Source organism: Sphingobium sp. RS1 (genome assembly GCF_056156825.1).
In genome coordinates this window covers 2,186,367-2,206,380 of the sequence record NZ_JBLZXE010000002.1, presented here as the reverse complement: position 1 = coordinate 2,206,380, position 20,014 = coordinate 2,186,367, and the positions used below count along the sequence as shown (strand labels likewise).

At 65.6% G+C, this 20,014-nt stretch carries 22 protein-coding genes; 10 read left to right on the top strand and 12 right to left on the bottom strand.

What is annotated here, in order from left to right:
- Nucleotides 1-4: 4 nt before the first annotated feature.
- Nucleotides 5-1,309, bottom strand: a complete 1,305-nt coding sequence (locus tag ACNHGR_RS12445; RefSeq protein WP_475286464.1) for a homoserine dehydrogenase — start codon at nucleotides 1,307-1,309, stop codon at nucleotides 5-7.
- 113 nt (nucleotides 1,310-1,422) lie between these two features.
- Nucleotides 1,423-2,301 carry a hypothetical protein gene (locus ACNHGR_RS12440; protein WP_475286463.1) on the bottom strand — a complete coding sequence of 293 codons (879 nt, stop codon included), beginning with the start codon at nucleotides 2,299-2,301 and terminating at the stop codon, nucleotides 1,423-1,425.
- Between the two features lie 248 nt (nucleotides 2,302-2,549).
- On the opposite strand from ACNHGR_RS12440, the gene ACNHGR_RS12435 reads away from it, so the two are divergent.
- The 5 genes from ACNHGR_RS12435 (at nucleotide 2,550) to ACNHGR_RS12415 (ending at nucleotide 5,647) form a co-directional block, all read left to right on the top strand.
- Nucleotides 2,550-3,212, top strand: a complete 663-nt coding sequence (locus ACNHGR_RS12435; RefSeq protein ID WP_184267692.1) for an energy transducer TonB — start codon at nucleotides 2,550-2,552, stop codon at nucleotides 3,210-3,212.
- 72 nt (nucleotides 3,213-3,284) lie between these two features.
- Nucleotides 3,285-4,037: a MotA/TolQ/ExbB proton channel family protein gene (locus ACNHGR_RS12430; RefSeq protein ID WP_184267690.1), complete on the top strand. Its 753-nt coding sequence runs from the start codon at nucleotides 3,285-3,287 to the stop codon at nucleotides 4,035-4,037.
- A 115-nt stretch (nucleotides 4,038-4,152) separates the two neighbouring features.
- Entirely contained in the window at nucleotides 4,153-4,641 is a 489-nt protein-coding gene (locus ACNHGR_RS12425; RefSeq protein ID WP_184267688.1) for an ExbD/TolR family protein, read from the top strand.
- Nucleotides 4,642-4,665: 24 nt separating this feature from the next.
- Nucleotides 4,666-5,088, top strand: a complete 423-nt coding sequence (locus ACNHGR_RS12420) for an ExbD/TolR family protein (RefSeq protein ID WP_184267686.1) — start codon at nucleotides 4,666-4,668, stop codon at nucleotides 5,086-5,088.
- Between the two features lie 229 nt (nucleotides 5,089-5,317).
- On the top strand, nucleotides 5,318-5,647 hold the full coding sequence (locus tag ACNHGR_RS12415; protein ID WP_184267684.1) for a PilZ domain-containing protein: 330 nt from the start codon (nucleotides 5,318-5,320) through the stop codon (nucleotides 5,645-5,647).
- 9 nt (nucleotides 5,648-5,656) lie between these two features.
- Here ACNHGR_RS12415 and ACNHGR_RS12410 read toward each other — a convergent pair whose 3' ends face one another.
- Nucleotides 5,657-7,444 carry an ABC transporter transmembrane domain-containing protein gene (locus tag ACNHGR_RS12410; RefSeq protein WP_475286460.1) on the bottom strand — a complete coding sequence of 596 codons (1,788 nt, stop codon included), beginning with the start codon at nucleotides 7,442-7,444 and terminating at the stop codon, nucleotides 5,657-5,659.
- Between the two features lie 127 nt (nucleotides 7,445-7,571).
- Nucleotides 7,572-8,861: a class I SAM-dependent methyltransferase gene (locus ACNHGR_RS12405; protein WP_475286458.1), complete on the bottom strand. Its 1,290-nt coding sequence runs from the start codon at nucleotides 8,859-8,861 to the stop codon at nucleotides 7,572-7,574.
- Between the two features lie 116 nt (nucleotides 8,862-8,977).
- Here ACNHGR_RS12405 and dgcA point away from each other — a divergent pair, with 116 nt between their 5' ends.
- The gene (gene dgcA / locus ACNHGR_RS12400) at nucleotides 8,978-9,952 is read left to right on the top strand and encodes an N-acetyl-D-Glu racemase DgcA (protein WP_475286457.1); all 975 of its coding nucleotides are present in this window, start codon (nucleotides 8,978-8,980) and stop codon (nucleotides 9,950-9,952) included.
- A 51-nt stretch (nucleotides 9,953-10,003) separates the two neighbouring features.
- Here the strand turns inward: dgcA and ACNHGR_RS12395 are convergent, their stop codons facing one another.
- The 6 genes from ACNHGR_RS12395 to ACNHGR_RS12370 form a co-directional block, all read right to left on the bottom strand.
- Complete coding sequence (locus ACNHGR_RS12395) at nucleotides 10,004-10,399, bottom strand: hypothetical protein (RefSeq protein WP_475286455.1); 396 nt, start codon at nucleotides 10,397-10,399, stop codon at nucleotides 10,004-10,006.
- A gap of 312 nt (nucleotides 10,400-10,711) precedes the next feature.
- Nucleotides 10,712-11,878 (bottom strand): mechanosensitive ion channel family protein, encoded by a 1,167-nt coding sequence (locus ACNHGR_RS12390; protein WP_475286453.1) that lies wholly within the window; start codon nucleotides 11,876-11,878, stop codon nucleotides 10,712-10,714.
- A 29-nt stretch (nucleotides 11,879-11,907) separates the two neighbouring features.
- Nucleotides 11,908-12,915 (bottom strand): DNA topoisomerase IB, encoded by a 1,008-nt coding sequence (locus ACNHGR_RS12385; RefSeq protein ID WP_475288409.1) that lies wholly within the window; start codon nucleotides 12,913-12,915, stop codon nucleotides 11,908-11,910.
- Between the two features lie 63 nt (nucleotides 12,916-12,978).
- Nucleotides 12,979-13,674, bottom strand: a complete 696-nt coding sequence (locus ACNHGR_RS12380; protein WP_475286452.1) for a hypothetical protein — start codon at nucleotides 13,672-13,674, stop codon at nucleotides 12,979-12,981.
- A complete protein-coding gene (locus ACNHGR_RS12375) occupies nucleotides 13,671-15,050 on the bottom strand; it encodes a DUF5935 domain-containing protein (protein ID WP_475286450.1) in 1,380 nt (459 codons plus the stop codon). The genes ACNHGR_RS12380 and ACNHGR_RS12375 overlap by 4 nt, the downstream gene beginning before the upstream one ends.
- Nucleotides 15,043-15,180 carry a hypothetical protein gene (locus ACNHGR_RS12370; RefSeq protein ID WP_184267667.1) on the bottom strand — a complete coding sequence of 46 codons (138 nt, stop codon included), beginning with the start codon at nucleotides 15,178-15,180 and terminating at the stop codon, nucleotides 15,043-15,045. The genes ACNHGR_RS12375 and ACNHGR_RS12370 overlap by 8 nt, the downstream gene beginning before the upstream one ends.
- Before the next feature lie 106 nt (nucleotides 15,181-15,286).
- On the opposite strand from ACNHGR_RS12370, the gene ACNHGR_RS12365 reads away from it, so the two are divergent.
- Entirely contained in the window at nucleotides 15,287-16,513 is a 1,227-nt protein-coding gene (locus ACNHGR_RS12365) for a TIGR04063 family PEP-CTERM/XrtA system glycosyltransferase (RefSeq protein WP_475286448.1), read from the top strand.
- 55 nt (nucleotides 16,514-16,568) lie between these two features.
- On the top strand, nucleotides 16,569-17,573 hold the full coding sequence (locus ACNHGR_RS12360; RefSeq protein ID WP_475288408.1) for a hypothetical protein: 1,005 nt from the start codon (nucleotides 16,569-16,571) through the stop codon (nucleotides 17,571-17,573).
- Between the two features lie 2 nt (nucleotides 17,574-17,575).
- Here ACNHGR_RS12360 and ACNHGR_RS12355 read toward each other — a convergent pair whose 3' ends face one another.
- Nucleotides 17,576-17,854 carry a hypothetical protein gene (locus ACNHGR_RS12355; protein ID WP_475286446.1) on the bottom strand — a complete coding sequence of 93 codons (279 nt, stop codon included), beginning with the start codon at nucleotides 17,852-17,854 and terminating at the stop codon, nucleotides 17,576-17,578.
- An 89-nt stretch (nucleotides 17,855-17,943) separates the two neighbouring features.
- On the bottom strand, nucleotides 17,944-18,129 hold the full coding sequence (locus ACNHGR_RS12350) for a hypothetical protein (protein WP_475286445.1): 186 nt from the start codon (nucleotides 18,127-18,129) through the stop codon (nucleotides 17,944-17,946).
- A 115-nt stretch (nucleotides 18,130-18,244) separates the two neighbouring features.
- On the opposite strand from ACNHGR_RS12350, the gene ACNHGR_RS12345 reads away from it, so the two are divergent.
- Complete coding sequence (locus ACNHGR_RS12345) at nucleotides 18,245-18,925, top strand: helix-turn-helix transcriptional regulator (protein WP_184267661.1); 681 nt, start codon at nucleotides 18,245-18,247, stop codon at nucleotides 18,923-18,925.
- A gap of 95 nt (nucleotides 18,926-19,020) precedes the next feature.
- Complete coding sequence (locus ACNHGR_RS12340; protein WP_475288407.1) at nucleotides 19,021-19,938, top strand: XdhC family protein; 918 nt, start codon at nucleotides 19,021-19,023, stop codon at nucleotides 19,936-19,938.
- Nucleotides 19,939-20,014: the final 76 nt, after the last annotated feature.

Here is a 20,014-nt window from a genome sequence, read left to right as displayed (position 1 = left end):
AGGCTCAGTCGAGAATGTGCATGACCATCGGCGTGTCGAGCAGGCTGTCCGATCCGGCCAGTCGCTCCAGCGTCTCGCGCACGCAGCGTTCCTCGCCGGCATGGGTGACGATCGCGACCAGAACGCCATCTTCCTGATGGGCGCCACGCTGGATCATGCTTTCGATCGAGACGCCGGCATCGCGGGTGGCGGCGGCAATCTCGGCCAGCACGCCGGGGCGGTCCTGCACCTTGAAGCGCAGATAGGCCCGGCCGATCCGCTTGCCTGCATCGGCCGTGTTCTGTGGCGTCAGGGCGGCGACCGGCATGGCGAAGGCGTCGCCATATTCGTCGCGCGCCACGTCGATCAGGTCGGCGACCACGGCAGAAGCGGTCGGACCGTCGCCCGCGCCGCGCCCCTGGAAGAAGAGGCGGCCGACGAAATTGCCTTCCGCGACCACGGCATTGAGCGACCCATCCACATGGGCAAGCGGATGATCGAGCGGCACCAGCATCGGATGGACGCGCTGGAACAGGCCTTCAGGGCCATTTTGCGCCATACCGACCAGACGGATGCGATAGCCCAGCGCCGCGGCCTCGGCTATGTCGGCGGCGATGACATGGCGGATGCCGGTGGTGGCGACCGCATCGAAATCCAGTTCCGTGCCAAAGGCCAGGCTGGCGAGGATCGTCAGTTTGTGCGCGGCGTCTACGCCATCGATGTCGAAGCTGGGGTCAGCCTCGGCATAGCCCAGCTCCTGCGCTTCCTTCAGAACCTCGTCGAAGCCCCGGCCTTCCTTTTCCATCGTGGTCAGGATGTAATTGCAGGTGCCGTTGAGAATGCCGTAGACGCGGCTGATCTCGTTGGCGGCGGCGCCTTCGCGCATGCCCTTGATGACCGGGATGCCGCCGGCGACCGCGGCTTCATATTTGAGCGCGATGCCGCCCTGCTCGGCGAGGCGGGCCAGATCCAGACCATGATGCGCCAGCATCGCCTTGTTGGCGGTGACGAACGGCTTGCCGACGATCAGGCACTGGCGCGCCAGGGTCAGGGCCGGGCCGTCCGCGCCGCCGATCAGTTCGACCACGACATCGACATCGTCGCGGGTTGCGAGCGTCGTCATGTCGTCCACCCATTCATAGGGCGACAAGTCGACGCCGCGATCCTTGTTGCGGTCGCGCGCGGAGATGGCGACGATCTGGATCGGGCAACCGGCACGGCGCGCAATCAGGTCGCCATTGGCTTCCAGCAGGCGAATCACCCCGCCGCCCACCGTGCCGAGGCCGACAAGCGCGACGCGCAGCGGGGCATGGCGGTGCAGATTGGTCATGGCGGTGTGTCTTCCTTCCGGCTGATGAACGCCGCGCTGATAGCCGCCCCAGCGTCTCTGTCCAAGGAAAAGCGGGGGCGTGTCATATGTGTGTCCGAATCAGGTCGGCTCAATCAGGATGGGCTGCGGGTTCGCCCACACGGGCCGAGCGCGGCGATGACCACGGCATAGTCTGCGCGAGCGGCCTCCGCATCCTGGACCGACAGGCTGCGAACCGATTGGGAAGGCAGTGTCGCGGGCAGGCTGCATGCCATCCGATACCAGAGCAATGTGTTCGGTTCGGGCGGACGGGCGGCTTCATCCATGATCTCGCCCAATGCCACCGCCCAATGCGGCGCCTGCCCTGGCCTGCGCAAAATCGAAAGCGACACCGGATCGCCTTTTTCCGTGCGCAGGAATATCTGCGTCTCGCCTTCGCCCGCGATGGTGCCCGCGACATGGAAGGCGTCACCCAGGCCAATGATGCGGGGCGGTGCATTGGGCGCGACCAGAGCGGACAACACCGCCTTCACCCGCTCGACCTCGGCTGGCGTGGCCGCCAATTGCGCGTCGGGGGCGATCAATTGAATCTCACCCGGCCTTCCGCCTGGCCGTGCGAAGAGGATGACCTGCTCCTTCTTCAGCTTCGGCACCTTGCCGCGCGCGTCAGTCGGGGCGTCGTAGAGATAGGTTACAAGGGGACTGATTCCCGATTCACCGCGAATCAGGCCCGTTACGTCGGCCTCCACAAACAGCCTCTTATACCCTTGCGGGACGGTTCCGGCCTGTGCCGGCTTCAAGGGGATGATGTTGCGAATGCGCACATTGGCCACCAGCGGTGCTTTGTCTGCCATGTCTACAATGTCTGCATAGGACGGGCCGACCTGACCGGAAGATGGTTGCGGTACCACTTTTCCATTTTGAGCAAAGGCCGGGAAAACCGCGGGAGATGCGGCGGCAATGAGGCAGGCCAACCCAAAAGGGATCAGACGGGTAGCGGATTTCTTTGTCATCTTCGTCCTGTGTTTTTGGCCCGTGGCAAGGATGTCACAGGCAAGTCATTCCGATATGAAATGGTAACCGCAAATGAACAAAACGATAAAGCGTTTGCGTGCCACGATGCGCCGCGATAGGAGTTTGCGCGGTAGCAAATGAACGGACAGGGGCCAAAGGCGATTGGGATAGCCCGGTCGGCTTGGGTCGTTTTTGGCTGATTTTGTATAAACCACTGGTAAGATGAGTTAAGGAGTGTCGTTGCCGAATGGCCTATGCTGACCACTCGCAAGGATCGAGTCGGACTGTCTCGATCGTCATCGTCGCCCTGATTCACGCTGTTCTTGGCTATGCCTTCGTCACCGGTCTTGGCATGAAATATGTCAAAAAGGCGGCAGAACAGCTGAACGTGATCGACGTGAAGGAGGAACCGCCGCCACCGGATGAGGAGCCGCCGCCGCCGCCGCCAGACCAGCCGGTCGAGCCGCCGCCGGTCGTTGCGCCTCCGCCGATTGTGCAGACCCCGGCGCCTGCGCCGCCGATTCAGACCGTTCGGACACCCCCTCCGGTGTTCAATCCGGTTCCGGTCGCTGCACCGCCGCCCCCGCCGGCTGCGCCGCCGCCACCGCCTCAGGCCGCTACGCGTGCTTCGCCGCGCAGCTCGCCGGGCAGCTGGCTCAGCGATGCCGACTATCCGAGCCGCGCACAGCGTGAAGAACGTTCGGGTACGGCCGGCTTCCGCCTGGAAATCGGCGCAGATGGTCGCGTGACCAACTGCACCATCACCTCCTCGACCGGCCATGCCGACCTCGACGAGGCGACCTGTCGCCTGCTGCCGAAGCGTGCGCGCTTCAAGCCGGCCAAGGGTTCTGATGGTGCGGAAATGCCCGACACCTACAACGGGCGTATCACCTGGCGTCTGCCGGAATAATCCTGATCGGGAAGGCGCGCGCGCTGCGCCGCCTTGCCCTAGCTTGATCTCATTGAGAGGGAAGTCTTGAACATGTTGATGTATCTCGCAGCTGCGGCTCCCAAGCCGGAAAACCCCTATGGCCTGATGGAAGCCCTTGAACAGGGCGGTACCATTGCCTGGACCGTGTTCCTCATCCTGTGCGCCATGTCGGTCGGTACTTTCTACATTCTGTTCACCAAGCTGATCGAACAGCAGAAGGTGATCAACCAGGGCAAGAAGGTTCGTGCGACCTTCTGGCGCTCGGCTTCGCTCAAGGAAGCTGCTGCCAAGCTCGAAAAGAACTCGGCCTACAAGCAGATCGTCGACGACGGCATCAAGGCCCAGGACGAGCATGGCAAGCTGAAGGACCCGGTCGAAGCGCATGACTGGCTGCACGGCTCGCTGGCCCGCTCGGAAGCCGCGATCAACTCGTCGCTGAACGGTGGTCTGGCCTTCCTGGCAACCGTTGGTTCGACCTCGCCGTTCATCGGTCTGTTCGGTACCGTTATCGGTATCTACCGCGCACTCATCAAGATCGGCGCTGCCGGTCAGGCTTCGATCGACGCCGTCGCCGGCCCGGTCGGTGAAGCTCTGATCATGACCGCGCTGGGTCTGGCCGTGGCCGTTCCTGCGGTGCTTGCCTACAACTTCCTGCAGCGCCGCAACAAGTCGATCGCCGAACAGCTGAACGGTTTCACCGTCGACCTGCTCGCCTATCTGGTTTCGGACGGCGCCGTGAAGCCTTCGGTTGCTGCCGCTCCGGCCGCTGCTGCCAAGCCGGCTGCTGCTCCGACCAAGGCCTGATTGCCTTAATACTCCGGTTCGGGGACCGGGTGGCGGCTGCGACCGCCCGGTTTCCCGCCGGACGTGGGCCTCGGTTTAACGGGGCACCATCGACACCAAGGTTAGGATAGTATCAATGGCAATGAGTGTTGGCCCCGGCGGCGGTGACGACAAGCCCTTGTCCGACATCAACACGACGCCGCTCGTCGACGTCATGCTGGTGTTGCTCATCATCTTTCTCATCGCGGTCCCGGTCGTCGTACAGACGGTCGATCTCCAGCTTCCCAAGGTGGCTTTCGAGCCGACCACGACGAAGCCGGAAAATGTGTCGCTTTCGGTCACGCAGGCCTCTGATGGCAAATGCGCGGTATTCTGGGGCATGGCCCCGGTCAGCTCCAGCGAATTGCTGGATCGTGCCGTCGCCAAGCTGGAAGCGGACATCAAGAAGGCAGGCGGCGTTGAGAATATGACGCCCGAGGATCTGCCCGAAGTGCATATCCGCGGCGACATCAACACCCCCTATCGTTGCATCGGCGGCACCATCTACACGATGCAGCGCGCTGGTTTCCCGAAGGTGGGCTTCATCTCCGAGCCGGAACCCGGTTCGCAGACGACCCGTCTCTGACCGGCTGATTAAGGAGATTTCGCTATGGCTATGAGCATGGGCTCCGACGAAGGTGAGCCGATGGTGGAAATGAACACGACGCCGTTGATCGACGTCATGCTCGTTCTCCTCATCATGTTCATCATCACCATTCCGATCCAGACCCACGCGGTGAAGATCGACCTGCCGCAGAACGCGCCGCCCACGGACAGCGTGATCGACCCGGTCAAGAACAAGGTCGCTATCGATCCGGCTGGTATCATCACCTGGAACGGTTCGCCGATCGACCTGCTGACCCTGCGTCAGTATTTGCAGCAGTCGCTGCGCCTGCCGGTCGAGCCGGAACTTCAGTTCCAGCCGAACGCTGCCACCCGCTATGTCGTCGTTGACGAAGTGCTGGCGGAGATCAAGCGTGCGGGCGTGACCAAGCTGGGCTTCGTCGGCAACGAACAATATGGCAGCTTCTGATCGCTGACCTCCGGCAGCGCTTTTCCCGCGCAAGACTTCCCGGTTTTCGGGATGGCGGGCCGGAGCGACGAGAATGGAAGATTGCAGATATTAAAGGGTCGCCTTCGGGCGGCCCTTTTTTTATGCGCGGCACGCTGGAAAAGCGGTGGATGACGGTGCAGCCAGCGTGAACTTAACCCTTTGCTTACTTCAATCGCCGAAGATGCGGCGACGGAAGAATGGTATCGGCATGGGTGCGGAACGACAGACAGAATATGACCGGAAGGGGCGGGCGGCCGAGCGTCGGCATGTCCAGATCGGGGTCAAGGTACGGCGACCGGGGGAAACCTGGTTCACCAGCCGCATCACAGACGTGTCGGTTACCGGTTTCCGCCTGCAAAGCTTCATGAAACTGACCGTGGGCAGCGACCTGTGGATCATGCTGCCGGGCTTCGAAGGGCGGCGTGCGCGTGTGTTGTGGACTCGCGGTCCGGAATCAGGTTGTGCGTTCGAGCGGCCCCTGCACCCTGCGATTCTCGACCATATCGTCAAGCTGAACCTGAACGCCGTCATTCGCTGACACGCCGAATCAGGCGGCGGCCACATCCTGAAATTGCAGGCTCGCCAGTCGCGCATAGAGGCCATCCTGCGCCACCAATGTGGCATGATCGCCCTGTTCCACGATCCGCCCTTCATCCATGACCAATATACGGTCTGCAGCGCGCACCGTGGCAAGCCGATGGGCGATGACGATGGTCGTCCGCCCCTGCATCAACCGGCCAAGCGCATCCTGCACCAGCCGTTCGGACTCGGCGTCGAGCGCCGAGGTCGCTTCGTCCAGCAGCAGGATCGGCGCGTCGCGCAGCAGCGCCCGGGCGATCGACAGGCGCTGGCGCTGGCCGCCCGACAGACGCGCGCCACCTTCGCCCAGATGGCTGTCCAGCCCTTGTGGCAATGCGCGGAGGAAGGCTTCGGCATTGGCAGCGCGGGCTGCATCCCAAATCTGTTCGTCGGTCGCGTCCCACCGGCCATAGCGCAGATTATCACGCGCAGAGGCGGCGAAGATCACGCTGTCCTGCGGCACCATCGCCATCATCGCGCGCAACGCGGCGGGATCGGCGTCTGGCAAGGCGACCCCGTTCAGCCGCACCATGCCGGCGGACGGATCGTAGAAGCGCAGCGCCAACTGGATCAGCGTGGATTTGCCTGCGCCCGAAGGGCCGACCACCGCCACCGTCTCACCCGGCGCCACCGCGAAGGAGACACCATGCAGCGCGGCCTGATCGGGGCGGGTGGGATAATGGAAATGCACATCTTCAAACGCCAGCCGTGCGCCCTGATCGATGGTCGGCAGGGGGGAGGGATGGGCCGGCGGGACGATGTCCGGCTCCGCCGTCATCAATTCGTGCAAGCGGCTGGCGGCACCGGCGCCGCGCAGCAGGTCGCCCCAGCTTTCCGACAGTGATCCGAACGCGCCGGCCACCAGGCCGCCGGTCAGGACGAAGGCGGCGATACTGCCGCCCGACAGCCGCCCGGCCGCGACATCGAGTGCACCCTGCCACATGACGGCGGTAATCGAGCCGAAGACCAGAGCGATCACCACGGCGGTCATCAACGCGCGCAGGGCGATCCGCTTTCGGGCGGTGCCAAAGCCGCTTTCCACAGTGGCGTCGAAGCGTGCGGCTTCCCGATTCTCCTGCCCGAACGCCTGGACGATCCTCATCGCGCCCAGCACTTCGCTGGTGACGCTACCGATATCGGCCAGACGATCCTGGCTGGCGCGGGACAGGCCGCGCACCCGCCGGCCCAGCCCGATCAGGACCAGCAGGATGATCGGGATGCCGAGCAGCAGCAGCGCGGCCAGTTTGGGCGCCAGCGCGAACAGATAGACGAGGCCGCCAATGCCGGTGACGAGATTGCGCAGCGCGACGGAGACGGTCGACCCCACCACCTGTTCGACGATGGCGGTATCGGCGGTCATGCGGGACGCGATTTCGGACGGGCGGTTTTCCTCGAAGAAACGGGGCGCCTGCCGCAGCAGATTGGCCTGGGTGGCGCTGCGGATATCGGCGACGACCCGCTCACCCAGCCAGGATACGAAATAGAAGCGCAGCGCGGTCGCCAGGGCCAGCACGACGACGATCATCAGCAGATATTCGAACCAGCGGCTGATATCGCCGCCGCCCATGAATCCGCGATCGATCACGAGCCGGAAGCCGCTGGGAATGCCCAATGTCGCTGCCGATGAGACGATCAGGGCAAGCAGGGCGCCGGCGATGCGGCCGGGATAGCGGCGGGCAAAGCGCCATAGCATCGCCAGACTGCCAAGGGCGGGTCGCGCATCGGCGCGGGCTGCGGTCTGTGAGGCGTCCTCCATGCATGCCGCGCTTAAAGCGATTTCGCCCGATAGGAAATATCCGACCGCCGGGAAATCGCCCCAGGACCGGAAAAACCCATGCTAACCCTTTCATGCAGGGCGCCTTCAGCTCTGCCGGCCGGCTCGATTATCCCGGTGCAATCTCTCCCGCCAATTGCATGACGCGGCGCGTGTCCCCCCGACCGGTCAGGGCATAGGCCATCGTCCCCTGCTCCCAATAGGCGATCGTTTCGCCCGCGCGCCGTGCCATCAGCGGCGTGGCCTCCGCCGGGGTCTCGGCCCGGTCGGCGAAGAAGGATAGCGCCTCGCCCTGCGGCGTGGTCAGGCTCATGGCGATGGCCGGGCTGTCGGCGGTCGGGAAAAGCTGAACGTCGGTGACGCGCCATCCTGCCGGCAGCACCGGCAGGATGATGCCGGTCGACCGTTCGATCTCCTGGGGGTTGAGCGTCGCGCTTTCGACCTGCGACGTCATGCCCTGCCGCAGCAATCCGGCGCGGCGGGACGCGGCCGCTTCGTCCAGGAAGCTGCTGGCCTGCGCGCTCTGTGGAAATTCGCCCAATTCGCCGCGCGCGATCCAGCCGGTCGCGATCAGCGCCGCGATGGCGGCGGCGCGGCCCATATGACGCCAGGTGCGGCCGGCCTCATTGTCATTGGCGACCGGCAGGCTTGTGTCGCGCCGCCGGCCGACCAGCGTCCCCTTGGTTCCGTCCTTCATCAGACGGAAGTCGATATGCGGCCATCGCTGCCGCCAGCGCCGCGCCACCAGCCGCTCGCCGGGGCGGGCGGCATCGTCCAGCAGAACGACGCCATGGGGTGACAGGCGCGCGAACAGGCTGTCGGCCGCACCGCGCACCAGAGGATGCACGCTCCAGGGCGGGCCGTCGATGATGATGAGGTCGATCTGCTCGGGCAATTGATCGATCGCGTACCAGCGCCCCGGCCAGTCGGCGCTCTCATGGGTCAGCGGCGCATGGCGGATGTCCACGTCGAGGGCGTTGTCCGCAAGCCACTGGCGCGTCGCATCGACGAACCCGCCATGCTGGTCGAAGCTGTGAAGCCGGCCGCCGCCATGGATTTGCAGCGCGCGCGCGGCGATCAGGGAGGAGGCGCCGGCGCCCAGTTCGACCACATGGGCGGGGCGCAGTCGGGCGATTTCGCGCACGATATGCCGCAGGAAGCCGACATCCGCCTTCCAACTGCCCAGATGCGGCAGCGCGTCATGGGCCAGACCCAATTCGTCCAGCAACGCGCGCTTGTCCGCAGGGCGCCCGCCCGACAGGCTGGCCAGCAGCCAGGGCCATCCGATCGCGCCAAAGGTCAGGCGCCAGGCCATGTCCGACAGGCGGCGCGGCAGGTCATTGTCGCTGCGCCCCGTTTCGGTGAGGGGGAGAAAGCCGGTCAGGTCACGGGATGTCACTGGAAAACATGCTCCTTCTGGAATCGCAGGACTATGCCGGTGCGGTTGTTTCGCGCATATGACAGGGCTGATAGGCCGAGGCCGAAAATGGTCAATTGATGACGCAGGGAACGCCGATGACCCGTATAATTTCCGCGACAGTCGAACGGTGGCCGGTGGCGGGGGCCTTCGTCATCAGCCGCGGTGCCAAGACCCATGTCGATGTGATCGTCTGCGTCGTGGGCGACGGCGTGCATGAAGGGCGCGGTGAGGGCACGGCAATCTATTATGAAGGCGAGAGCGCGGAAGCCTGTGTCGCGGCGCTCCATGCCTATGCCGGGCCGCTGCAGCGGGACGCGCTGCTGACCCATATGCCACGCGGCGCGGCGCGCAATGCGCTCGACTGTGCGCTGTGGGATCTGGAGGCGAAGCAGGCAGGCGCGCCGGTGTGGCAACTGGCCGGACTGGCCGCGCCGGTCGCGCTGCCCACGGCCTTCACCATCAGCCTGGGCGATCCGGCGAAGATGGAGGCGGATGCGCGCGCGGCGGCGGCGCGGGGTTTTGCCCTGCTGAAATGCAAGCTGACCGGCGAGAGCGACCGGGCGCGGATCGCCGCCGTGCGCGCGGGTGCGCCCGACGCCCGGCTGATCGTGGACGCCAATGAAAGCTGGCACGCCATGGATATCGCGGCCGAGGCGGCGGCGCTGGCGGCGCTGGGCGTGGAGATGGTCGAGCAGCCGGTGCTCCACGGGCGGGAGGAACGGCTGGCGGGCGTGCGCGCGCCGCTGCCGCTCTGCGCCGACGAAAGCTGCCATACACGCGCCGATCTGGACCGGTTGGGGGATTTCGACGCGGTCAATATCAAGCTGGACAAGGCTGGGGGGCTGACCGAAGCGCTGGCCCTGGCGACCGAGGCGCGCGCGCGCGGTTTTCGCATCATGGTCGGCTGCATGCTGGGTACGTCGCTGGGTATCGCGCCCGCCGCACTGGTGGCGCAGGGCGCGGACTGGATCGACCTGGACGGCGCGCTGCTGCTGGCGCAGGACCGGGAGGGCGGCCTGCCGCTGCGCGACGGGCTGTTGCAACCCGGTACGCTCTGGGGGCAGGGCTGACGCGCGATCAATACCCCACCCGATCAGTAACCCCCGATCAGTAACCCCCGATCAGTAACCCAGGGTCAGGCCGACCGCATAATATTTGGGACCGACATTGGCCTTGGCGCGCAGCTTGGGGATGATCGGCATCGCCAGCGTCGCATAGGGGCGGGTATTGTCGCCGCTGAACCGCACGCCCGCGCCGATCGTGGCCGACAGCGGGATGGTATAGGCGGCCTCGACCCGGCCATAGAGCTTCGTGTCGCCATCGCGGATATAGACGCCTGCGCCCGGCGTCAGGCTGAACCCGGCCATGTTGAGGGCATAGCCCGCGCCCAGTTCTGTACCCCAATGGCCGTCGGCGCGGGCATAATTGGCCTCCGCGCCCAGACCCTCGGCAGAGGCGGTGGCGGGCAGGGCGACGGAGAGCGCGGCGGCGGTCAGGGCGAGGTGGATTTTCTGCATGCGAAAGGCGGCTAGGGCGGCGCTTTCCCATCGGCAAGGCGGATCGGGACGAGGCGACTCGTGATTGCGGCGGATCGCGTCAGGCGCGCGCCGACGAAGTTCACACCATTGTCGGCAAAATGGCGGCGAAGCGCTCGCGATGCGCTCGTAAAGCGTCCCCGACGCCTCCCCAACGCGCCACGCAGGCGATACCGAAGCGCCATGGGCACGCTGGCGGCGCTGCGCGGATTGCGCAGGGCGCGGTGCGAGGGGGACGGCCTGTTCCATCCGACAGCAGGGAACAGATATTATCCAACATTGGAAGGCTGTCGATCAGCCCTTCTCCCCCACCGCACGCACCGGCTGAACCTCGGGATAGGGCATGATCGCCTTGCCGTCCGGGCCTGCGGTGATGCTGGTCTGGGTGGGATAGGCGAATTCGATCCCCTCGGCGTTGAACCTCTTCCAGATGGCGAGGCCGACGCGGTGGCGGGTCTGGAAATAGTCATGATGGTCGGGATCGGGCACGTCGAAATTGAGCTGATAGTCGAGGCTGCTGGCGCCGAAGGCGATAATGCCGCAATTGACGAAGATCAGCCCTTCCGCCTCGATAATCTCCTGCAACATGGCGGGGATCGCTTCCGCCTTCGCCTCGTCGGTCTGGTAGATGATGCCGATGGCATAGGTGACGCGGCGCTGGGCGAGGGTCTGGAGACTGGTGATTTCCTTTTGCAGCAAATTGGCGTTGGACATCACCTTCTTCTCGCCGCTCATCGCGCGCAGGCGCGTGCTCTTGAGGCCGATCTTCTCGACCCGCGCGGTGGTCTGGTCATAGGTGATGATCTCGCCCCGGCGGAATGGCTTGTCGAAGATGATCGAAAGCGCGGCGAACAGGTCGGAAAAAATGCCCTGCGCCGCAAGACCGATGGCGATGCCGCCGATGCCCAGACCCGCGACCAGACCGGTGACGTTGACGCCCAGATTGTCCAGCACCACGATCGCGGCGATGGCGAACAGCGCGAAGCTGACCAGCACGCGGATCAGCCCCATGGCGTTGGCCAGCGTTTCCCCACCGCCATCCTCTGCCAGCGTCTTGCGCTCGATCAGGCCCAGGATGATTTCCCGCGCCCAGAGCGCGGCCTGCAATACGGTGGCGATGGTGAAGAGGAAGGTGACCGTCTTGGACAAGGATGGCGGCGCGTCCGCATAGCCAACCACCAGCTTGGCAGCGACCAGGATCATGAAATAATGGGTGGTGCGCGCCGCCGCACGGCCCAACACATTGGCATAGCCCAGCGGATCGCCGATGCCGCCCTTGTGTCGCTTGCCCAGTTCGCGCAGCGCCGTCAGCGCCAGATAGATCAGCGTCGCCGCGCCGACCGCGATCAGTATCTGGACATAGTGCAACTGGAACCAGGCGATTGTGCTGTGCGCCATTTCGCGCAGGTTGGGCGCGTGGACGCTGAGGTCGGGAAGGGAAGTGTCGGTCTTGTCGGCCATGCCTATCCTGTCTGGTCGAAAATAATGTATCAGGCCGCCGCTGCAAGCGGGGCGCAATCCGCGATCGCGTCGAGGAAGGCGATCAGCCCGCGTTCCTCGCGGGAGAGATAGCGGGTTCGGCGCGGCAAGCGAAGCCCCGCGCGCCATTCGTCCTGCCCGTCGCGGCAAAGCGCGATCAGGGCGGGGTGAATGTAGCTTTTCCGGCTGATCGCCGGGGTGTTGCCCAGCGCCTGCGCGACCGGTGCGATCATCTCCTTCAACGAGACATGGCCGGCCGCCAGCGTGGCGAAGGCGATGGTGGAGGCACCCCACGTGCGGAAATGCTTGGCGGTGAAGGGCGCGCCCATGGCGTCGGCGATATAGGCGTTGACGTCGCTGGAATTGATCGGCCGCGCGTCCCCATCCTCGTCCAGATATTGAAACAGATGCTGGCCCGGCAGATCCTGTACCTGCCGCACGAAACGCAGCAGGCGGGTGTCGGTGACGGTCAGTTGCTGCTGCTTGCCCGACTTGGCACGGTAGCGCAACGTCAGCGTCTTGCCGCTCAGGTCGACATGGCGGCGGCGCAGCGTGGTGGCGCCGAAACTCTTGTTGGTGGTGGCATAATGTTCGTTGCCCACGCGCAGCTTGGCCAGGTCGAGCAACCGGATGACGGCGGCCAACGTGCGGTCCTTGCGCAGGCCACGCTTCGAAAGGTCGGCCTCCAGCCTTTCTCGTAATTTGGGCAGGGCGCGGCCGAAATCGGGGCAGCCGGCATATTTTTCCGCTTCCCGCGCGGCGCGGAAATCGGGGTGGTAGCGATATTGCTTGCGGCCCCGGTCGTCATGGCCGGTCGCCTGGATATGGCCGTAGGGAGAGGGGCAGAACCAGCAGTCGCGATAGGCGGGCGGCAGGGCGATACGGTTCAGCCGGTCGATTTCCTGCCGGTCGGCGATGCGGCTGCCATCGGCGCGATAATAGCCCCAGCCATGTTTCAGCGCGCGGCGCGTGATGCCGGGGCAGTCATGGTCGCTGTGGATGAGCGGGGTGTCGGGCATTTGCAGCGAAAAACCCGCCATTTGCCGCTTCGTTCCCGCGTACCCGGCGCGCCGGCATGGCGGTCAGGGCTGGCGACCGAGGCGCAGCCTGACCGGCACGGCACTGAGCCGCCATGGCATGACCGGACGGCGCAGCACCGACAGATGGGCCAGTACCCAGGCGGCGCAGACGGCAAAGGTCGGCGCGGCGAAGGCAAGTGCACCGGGAAAGAGCAGGGACGCCGTGACAGCAGCCGCGCCGCCGCCCAGTGCGAGCGCGAGCGCGCGCGGTTCGCCGTCGGGTCCGCGCAGCCAGACCATGCAGGCGGCAACACCGGTAAGGAAGCTGAGCGTGAGATGCAGGGCAGGCTGGGCCATCGCGCCGGTCGCCGCGATCAGCAGCGCAAGCGCACCCGCGACATGCGGCAGGCGGCGCCGGCCGATCAGCAGGGTTGCGAGCGGATAGGCCAACAGTTCGCAGGCGACGGCCGCCGTCAGGATTGCGCCAGCCAGTCCCATGTCCCCGGCGATCAGCGCGACCACCGCCGCCGCCCCCCAGCGCAGCAGTCGCGATGGGGCCATGATGATATGGCTGACCCATTCCTTTGCCCCCATGCGCAGGGTGAAGCGGCGATCCATCAGCCGCAACTGGAAGCCGCCGACCAGCAGCAGCGCGTCGATGCCCCATGACAAAAGGCCCGGCGCCACAAGCGGGCAGGCCAGCGCCAGACCCAGCAGCAGGCCATGGGCCACGCCCAGCGCGCGCAATTCGCCGTTCATGCCGGGACTCCGTGCCGCGCGGCAAGCGTGGCGGCCAGGTCGCGCTTGGCCGTCTCCTTGCGCAGCCGGGTCAGATAGGTGTCCAGCCCGATCTGGAGCGCGAGCATCATGAAGATGAAGGGTTGGTAGGCGATACCCACGAAAAGCGATCCGATCATATAGACGACATGACCCTGTTGCAGGGCAGAGGCGAAGGGCGAGATCCAGGCTTCGTCCGGATATTTGTCCGGATCATTGGCGCGCTTGCGATAGAGGCGACGGATCGATTCGGTGCGGATGAAGCAGATGCCGTGGATCAGTGCCCAGATGAAGAAACCGAAATAGCCCTGTTCGCCCAGCATCTCGAAATAGGCGCTGTGATAGGCGCGGCCGCGATCGGTGACCGTGCGGCGTTCGATTCGCGCGCCGCCGCCGTCGACGACGGTGCTCTGGGCGAAATAGGTGAAGCTGTTCTGGAGATAATTGTCGAAGCCGCCGCCGCCCGGATGCGTCTTCACATAGTCGAGCGTCCACATCCACACCGCGACGCGGGTGGAGGCGCTCTCGTCGCCCTGGTGATTCTCGATCGTCCCCATCCGCTGCGTGAAGCTGGCGGGCAGGAAGGGGATGGCGGCGAGCGCCGCGACGGCCAGCAGCGGGCCGTAGACGAATTTCTTCTTCGACCGCATCAGCATCATGCCGAACAGCAGGACGAGGCAGACGAGCCCGGTGCGCGCTTCCGTGCCGATCGGCATCAGCATGCAGGCGAGGTACAGGGCATAGCAGAAAGCCTTCACGCGCCAGTCGGGCGGGAAGATGGTGCCATGGTTCGACAGCCAGAGGATGAGTGGCATCAGCGCGATGGCGACGCAACTGATGATGCTGCCTTCATAAAGGCCACTGTTATTCTCGACCATCAGGTTCAGCACGCCATAGCCGCCGCCCGACAGCGCGGTCTTCATGCCGCCGTTGATGATGATCGTGCTGGCGCACAGGATCATGAACACGGTCAGCGCCTCGATCCGCAATCGCGTGCGCAGCACCAGCGGCAGGAAGATGCCGGCGATGATCGCCTTCCACACCCAGTTCCATTTGGTGAGCGCCTCGGCCGGGAAATCCGCCGTCATGGTGGTGTAGCCGCAATAAGCCACCAGTAGGAGCATCAGCCCCTGCCGCACGGAGAATCGGCAATCCTTCTTGTCATCCATCACCAGCCAGGCCCCGACCATGGCGGCAAAGGCCATGGCGGAGATGGGGATGGAGTTGAGGAGGAAATAGGACAGGCGCTGGGGCGAGACGATGTCGATATAGGCATAGACCGCGACCAGCAGGAATGGCCGGCGCAGACCCATCAGGCCGAAGAGGCCAAGGAAGGCGATGAAGAAGAGGTCACGCATCGGACCGTGGCTCCGACGCAGGCGGCCGCTGGGGCGGCGGATCGCGGTCCAGATCGGCGCGCGGCAACAGGCGCCAGGCGGCAAGCAGGATCACGCCATGGCTGATCAGCAGCGACAGGGCGTCGATCATCGCGCGTCCATCATGGGGTCTGGGGTGATTCCGTTTGGCACGGTCCCTCCACTAACCAGACAGAGTTGACGGGCCGTTAAACCTTTTTCGGCAAACAGATCGGGCTATGACTCGCATACTTCATGTCCTGGACCACAGTCTGCCGCTGCACAGCGGCTACACTTTCCGCACCCGTGCGATCCTGCGTGCGCAGATGGCGCGTGGCTGGGACGTGCGTGGCATCACCGGGCATCGCCATGTCGCGGATGGACCATCGGAAGAGGTGGTGGACGGCCTGACCTTCCATCGCACACCTGGGACGGCGGCTGGCGGCAATCCGCTGATTCGCGAATGGCGCGACATTGCGGCCCACGCCGATGCGATCGACGCGCTGGTGCGGCAGTGGCGGCCAGACGTGATCCATGCCCATTCGCCGGTGCTGAACGCGATCGCGGCGCAGCGCGTGGCCAAGCGCCATGGCCTGCCGATGATCTACGAAATTCGCGCCTTTTGGGAGGATGCAGCGGTCGGCAACGGCACCGGCGTGGAGGGCAGTCCGCGCTACTGGCTGACCCGCCAGCTGGAAAGCCATGCGGTGCGCGCGGCCGATGCCGTCGCGGTGATCTGCGAAGGGCTGCGCGGCGACTTGATCGCGCGCGGCGTGGATGCGGGGAAGATCGTCGTGTCGCCCAATGGCGTCGACATGGACCAGTTCGGCGCACCGGTCGATCGCGACGCGGCGCTGACCGCGAAGCTCGGCCTCGAAGGCGCAGACGTCGTCGGCTTCATCGGCAGCTTCTATGATTATGAGGGGCTGGACGACCTGATTGCCGCCATGCCGCGACTCGTGCGCGCCCGGCCAAGGGCGAAGCTGCTGCTGGTCGGTGGCGGGCCGATGGAACAGGCTTTGCAGGATCAGGCGATGGCATCGCCCTTTGCCGACCATATCGTCTTCGTCGGCCGGGTGCCGCACGATCAGGTCGAACATTATTATGCGCAGGTCGATGTGCTGGCCTATCCGCGAAAGGCGATGCGGCTGACCGATCTGGTCACGCCCCTGAAGCCGCTGGAGGCGATGGCGCAAGGGCGACTCGTTGCCGCTTCGAGCGTGGGCGGACATCGTGAGCTGATCGAGGATGGCGTCACCGGCACCCTGTTCGCGCCGGATGATCCGGCCGCGATCGCGACGGCGCTGGCGGACCTGTTCGCGGATCGCGCGATCTGGGACGAGCGGCGGACCGTCGCCCGCGCCTTTGTGGAGCGGGAGCGTAACTGGTCGTCAAACATTTTGCGTTATGAGCCTGTTTACCAGCGGCTGCTGGCGCGCCCGACGGGGACGCGGGTAGCCGCTTGAGCAAGGATTGAACGAAGACGTGCCGGCAGGAATCGACAGGAGGCGGGGCATGGCGATGGCGGCATTGGCCGGTCTGTCCGTCGCCCTGCTGTTCCTGTGGATGCCGGTCGGCCTGGTCGAGATGCTGGTGGCGTCGAGCGGCCTGAGCGAAGCGCTGCCGGCGGCGGCGCCGCCGCTGGGCCTGAAGGCGCGACTGATGATGGCGGGTTTCGCCGGATTGATGGCGGTGGGCGTGGTTGGCCTGACGCGCCGCGATTCGGGGGTGCCGGCCCTGGAAGATCAAGAAGGGCGCGCCAAACGCGCCCAGGGAGCAAGAAAAATGGGTTTCGCATTCTCAAAGCTGACCGCATTGGCCCGTGGCCGCGCCGCGCCCGAACCGGACATGCCGGTCCTGCGCCGCGCCGACGCCCATCCCGATGCGCCATCGCGCCCGCCCATCTTCGCCAGCCGCGACTTTGATGGGCTGGATATCTTTCCCAGAACCGAAGCGGGGCGTCGCCCACTGGTGACGCAGCGCGAACCGGAACGCGACACGGTCGTGCCATTGGGCAATCTGGCCATGCCCAGCGCGCCGATGCCGCTGGCCGACGACCAATTGCCCCAGCCCGCCTTCCTGCGCCCGGCCGGCCCGTTTGCCGCGCCGACCCTCGTACAGGATGAGTCGGCGGACGAGATGGAGGACGAAGCCGTCGTCGAGGATGTCGTTGCCGAGGATGTCGTTGCCGACATTCCGGAGCCGATCTGGACGCCGCCGGTAACCGCCCCTATCGCCCCGGCCATGGCCATGCCGACGTCAGCCCCCCTTTCCGCGGCCGAGCGGGCGGTCGAACCGGTCCGTCCGGCGCCCTTGCCGACCCATGGCCTGTCGATCACCGAACTGACCGACCGGCTGGAGCGGGGCCTCGCCCACCGATCGCGCAAGATGAGCGCGCCGGCGGGCACGATCGCCGACATGCCGGTCGCCCCGGCCGTCCCGGTCCGCGACAGCGTGGAGCAGGATCAGGATGACGCGCTGCGTGCCGCGCTGGGTGCGCTGCGCTCCATGGCCAGCCGGCGCTGATCCTACCAGTCCTCGACCGTCAGGGCCGACAGGTCCAGCCATTGACCCTGATCGTCGTAGCCGTCGCGATCCACGAAGATATCGCCGACGAAATAGCCTGATAGCGTCCACTCGGCTTCCGGCAGTTCGTCCAGCAGCCGGTCGCGGCGGGCCTGCGCATCCTCTCCGGTCAGGCGCAGGCTGATGACATGGCGGCGGCCCTGGAACAGGGCGCTGGCCCAAGGGCGGCTGACCGCCCGCTCGATCCTCGCGGGCTGGCCCGCCCGGGCGAGCAATTGCACCAGCAGGGCCGGCAGCGGATCGTCCCGTCTTTTTCCTATTGCTTGATTTCGGATGATTTTCGCACCTCTGAAGCGATGATCCGCGCTTGTCATTGGCCGACGCTCCTGCGATATGTGTTCATGAAATGTTCTACACGTCTCCGCACCCGATCGCCGGGTTCCCGGCCCAGGCGCAGGTCGAAGACCAGGCGCGGGTCGCGCGCGCAATCGCGTCCGAACCGGGTTGGCGGCATGTCATGTTCGCGCAGGAATCGCTCGATCATAGGCAGCAGCATGAGCCTTCTTCTCCCCCGTCAGTGCGACTCGCCCGATGCGAGTCGATAGGTATATTCCTATCTCAAACTCGATTTCCTACTTGTCTAGGAAAATTCCTATCATTATGGACTGGATATGGATGAATCGCAGCACGCCCGGATCGCGCTGGACCGGCTGATCGCCGAACGGGGGGAGAATTATGCCGATCTGTCCCGGCTGATCGGCCGCAATCCGGCCTATATCCAGCAGTTCATAAAACGCGGGACGCCGCGCAAGCTGGACGAGGCCGATCGCCGCGTGCTGGCGCGCTATTTCGGCGTGCCGGAACAGATGCTGGGCGGGGCAGAGGTGCCTGTATCCGCTGCGGGTGCTGCGCCGATCCGGATGCGTGGTATGCCGGCCGTGGTGGCCGTGCCGCGCCTGGCGCTGGGCGCGTCGGCAGGACAGGGATCGCTGGACGAGGATGAACAGGCGGCCGGGGTGATGGCGTTCGACGCGCGCTGGCTGCGCCACCTGGGCGTACGGCCACAGCGCGTGTCGATCATCCGGGTGGACGGCGAATCGATGGCGCCGACGCTGAATGATGGCGACGATATCATGGTCGATCATGACGACGATGCCGGCCGGCTGCGCGACGGCGTCTATGTGCTGCGGCTGGACGGGGTGCTGATGGTCAAGCGCATCGCCATGGGGCCGCGACGCGGCTGGTTCAGCGTGGTCAGCGACAACCCCCATTATCCCGACTGGACCGACATCGACCCGGCGCTGGTGGATATCGTCGGTCGGGTCGTCTGGAGTGGCAGGCGCTTGCACTAGAGATTGGTCCTAGGCGTGGCTGCATCCGCGTCCCATATGGGAAACGGATGCAGGGTCCGGCGTTGGATGCGCTGTCGCAGGCCGGGGAGCTTTACTTGAACGACAATGGTGCGGTGATCCGCAAGGCGATCGAATGGCGCGGTGCGCGCATGGCGCTGGCGACGGTGGTGTCGACATGGGGATCGGCGCCGCGTCCGCGCGGCAGCCATATGATCGTGCATCAGGACGGCCGGTTCGAAGGCAGCATTTCCGGCGGCTGCGTGGAAAGCGCCGTCCTGCAACGCGCGGCCGAGGTGATGGACGGGCGGGCGGCCCATGTCGAACGCTATGGCGTGGCCGATGGGGATGCCTGGGAGGTCGGCCTGCCCTGCGGCGGCGAGATCGCCGTGCTGGTCCAGCCGGTGAGCAGCGCGGGCTTCGTGCCGGATCTGTTTGCGCGAATCGCGACGGAGAATGACGCCGGTCGATCGCTGACGCTGGCGACCGATCTGGCCAGTGGCGTGACCCGCACGGAAGGAGACAATGGCGATTTCCTCAACCGTTATGATCCGCCGCGCCGCCTGCTGATCGTGGGTGCGGTGCAGATTGCGCAGAGTCTGGTGCCGCTGGCACAGGCGATCGGGGTTACGCCGGTGGTGATCGACCCGCGTGGTCGCTTCCTGACGGCGGAGCGCTTTCCCGGCGTCGAACTGGATGACCGCTGGCCGGACGAGGCGGTGGCGGCACGGCTTCCGGGCGAATCGACGGCGGTGGTGGTGTTGAGCCATGACATCAAGATAGACGATCCCGCTCTGGCCGCGGCGCTGCGGGCACCGACCGGCTATGTCGCGGCGCTCGGGTCGCGCCGCAGCCATGCGGCACGGCTGGAGCGGCTGGCGGCACTGGGCTTTGCGGCAGAGGATCTGGCCCGCATCGATGGCCCGGCCGGTATCGATATCGGTGCTATCGGTCCGGCGGAAATTGCCCTGTCGATCTGTGCGGGGATGGTCGCGGGCTTCAACGCGTCGAGATAAAGATCATGGGTGCCCCCTGCCGCAAGGGACGGGCAGGGAGCACATCCTCTACGCTGTCGGGCACAAAGGATGGCGC

Bases quoted from the DNA above. Each gene is read 5' to 3' on its own strand.
- ACNHGR_RS12365 (WP_475286448.1), top strand. From the start codon at position 15,287: ATGACTCGCATACTTCATGTCCTGGACCACAGTCTGCCGCTGCACAGC.
- ACNHGR_RS12415 (WP_184267684.1), top strand. From the start codon at position 5,318: ATGGGTGCGGAACGACAGACAGAATATGACCGGAAGGGGCGGGCGGCC.
- ACNHGR_RS12375 (WP_475286450.1), bottom strand. From the start codon at position 15,050: ATGCGTGACCTCTTCTTCATCGCCTTCCTTGGCCTCTTCGGCCTGATG.
- ACNHGR_RS12380 (WP_475286452.1), bottom strand. From the start codon at position 13,674: ATGAACGGCGAATTGCGCGCGCTGGGCGTGGCCCATGGCCTGCTGCTG.
- ACNHGR_RS12430 (WP_184267690.1), top strand. From the start codon at position 3,285: ATGTTGATGTATCTCGCAGCTGCGGCTCCCAAGCCGGAAAACCCCTAT.
- ACNHGR_RS12395 (WP_475286455.1), bottom strand. From the start codon at position 10,399: ATGCAGAAAATCCACCTCGCCCTGACCGCCGCCGCGCTCTCCGTCGCC.
- ACNHGR_RS12435 (WP_184267692.1), top strand. From the start codon at position 2,550: ATGGCCTATGCTGACCACTCGCAAGGATCGAGTCGGACTGTCTCGATC.
- ACNHGR_RS12345 (WP_184267661.1), top strand. From the start codon at position 18,245: ATGGATGAATCGCAGCACGCCCGGATCGCGCTGGACCGGCTGATCGCC.
- ACNHGR_RS12445 (WP_475286464.1), bottom strand. From the start codon at position 1,309: ATGACCAATCTGCACCGCCATGCCCCGCTGCGCGTCGCGCTTGTCGGC.
- ACNHGR_RS12420 (WP_184267686.1), top strand. From the start codon at position 4,666: ATGGCTATGAGCATGGGCTCCGACGAAGGTGAGCCGATGGTGGAAATG.
- ACNHGR_RS12390 (WP_475286453.1), bottom strand. From the start codon at position 11,878: ATGGCCGACAAGACCGACACTTCCCTTCCCGACCTCAGCGTCCACGCG.
- ACNHGR_RS12425 (WP_184267688.1), top strand. From the start codon at position 4,153: ATGGCAATGAGTGTTGGCCCCGGCGGCGGTGACGACAAGCCCTTGTCC.
- dgcA (WP_475286457.1), top strand. From the start codon at position 8,978: ATGACCCGTATAATTTCCGCGACAGTCGAACGGTGGCCGGTGGCGGGG.
- ACNHGR_RS12360 (WP_475288408.1), top strand. From the start codon at position 16,569: ATGGCGGCATTGGCCGGTCTGTCCGTCGCCCTGCTGTTCCTGTGGATG.
- ACNHGR_RS12370 (WP_184267667.1), bottom strand. From the start codon at position 15,180: ATGATCGACGCCCTGTCGCTGCTGATCAGCCATGGCGTGATCCTGCTT.
- ACNHGR_RS12385 (WP_475288409.1), bottom strand. From the start codon at position 12,915: ATGCCCGACACCCCGCTCATCCACAGCGACCATGACTGCCCCGGCATC.
- ACNHGR_RS12440 (WP_475286463.1), bottom strand. From the start codon at position 2,301: ATGACAAAGAAATCCGCTACCCGTCTGATCCCTTTTGGGTTGGCCTGC.
- ACNHGR_RS12350 (WP_475286445.1), bottom strand. From the start codon at position 18,129: ATGCTGCTGCCTATGATCGAGCGATTCCTGCGCGAACATGACATGCCG.
- ACNHGR_RS12410 (WP_475286460.1), bottom strand. From the start codon at position 7,444: ATGGAGGACGCCTCACAGACCGCAGCCCGCGCCGATGCGCGACCCGCC.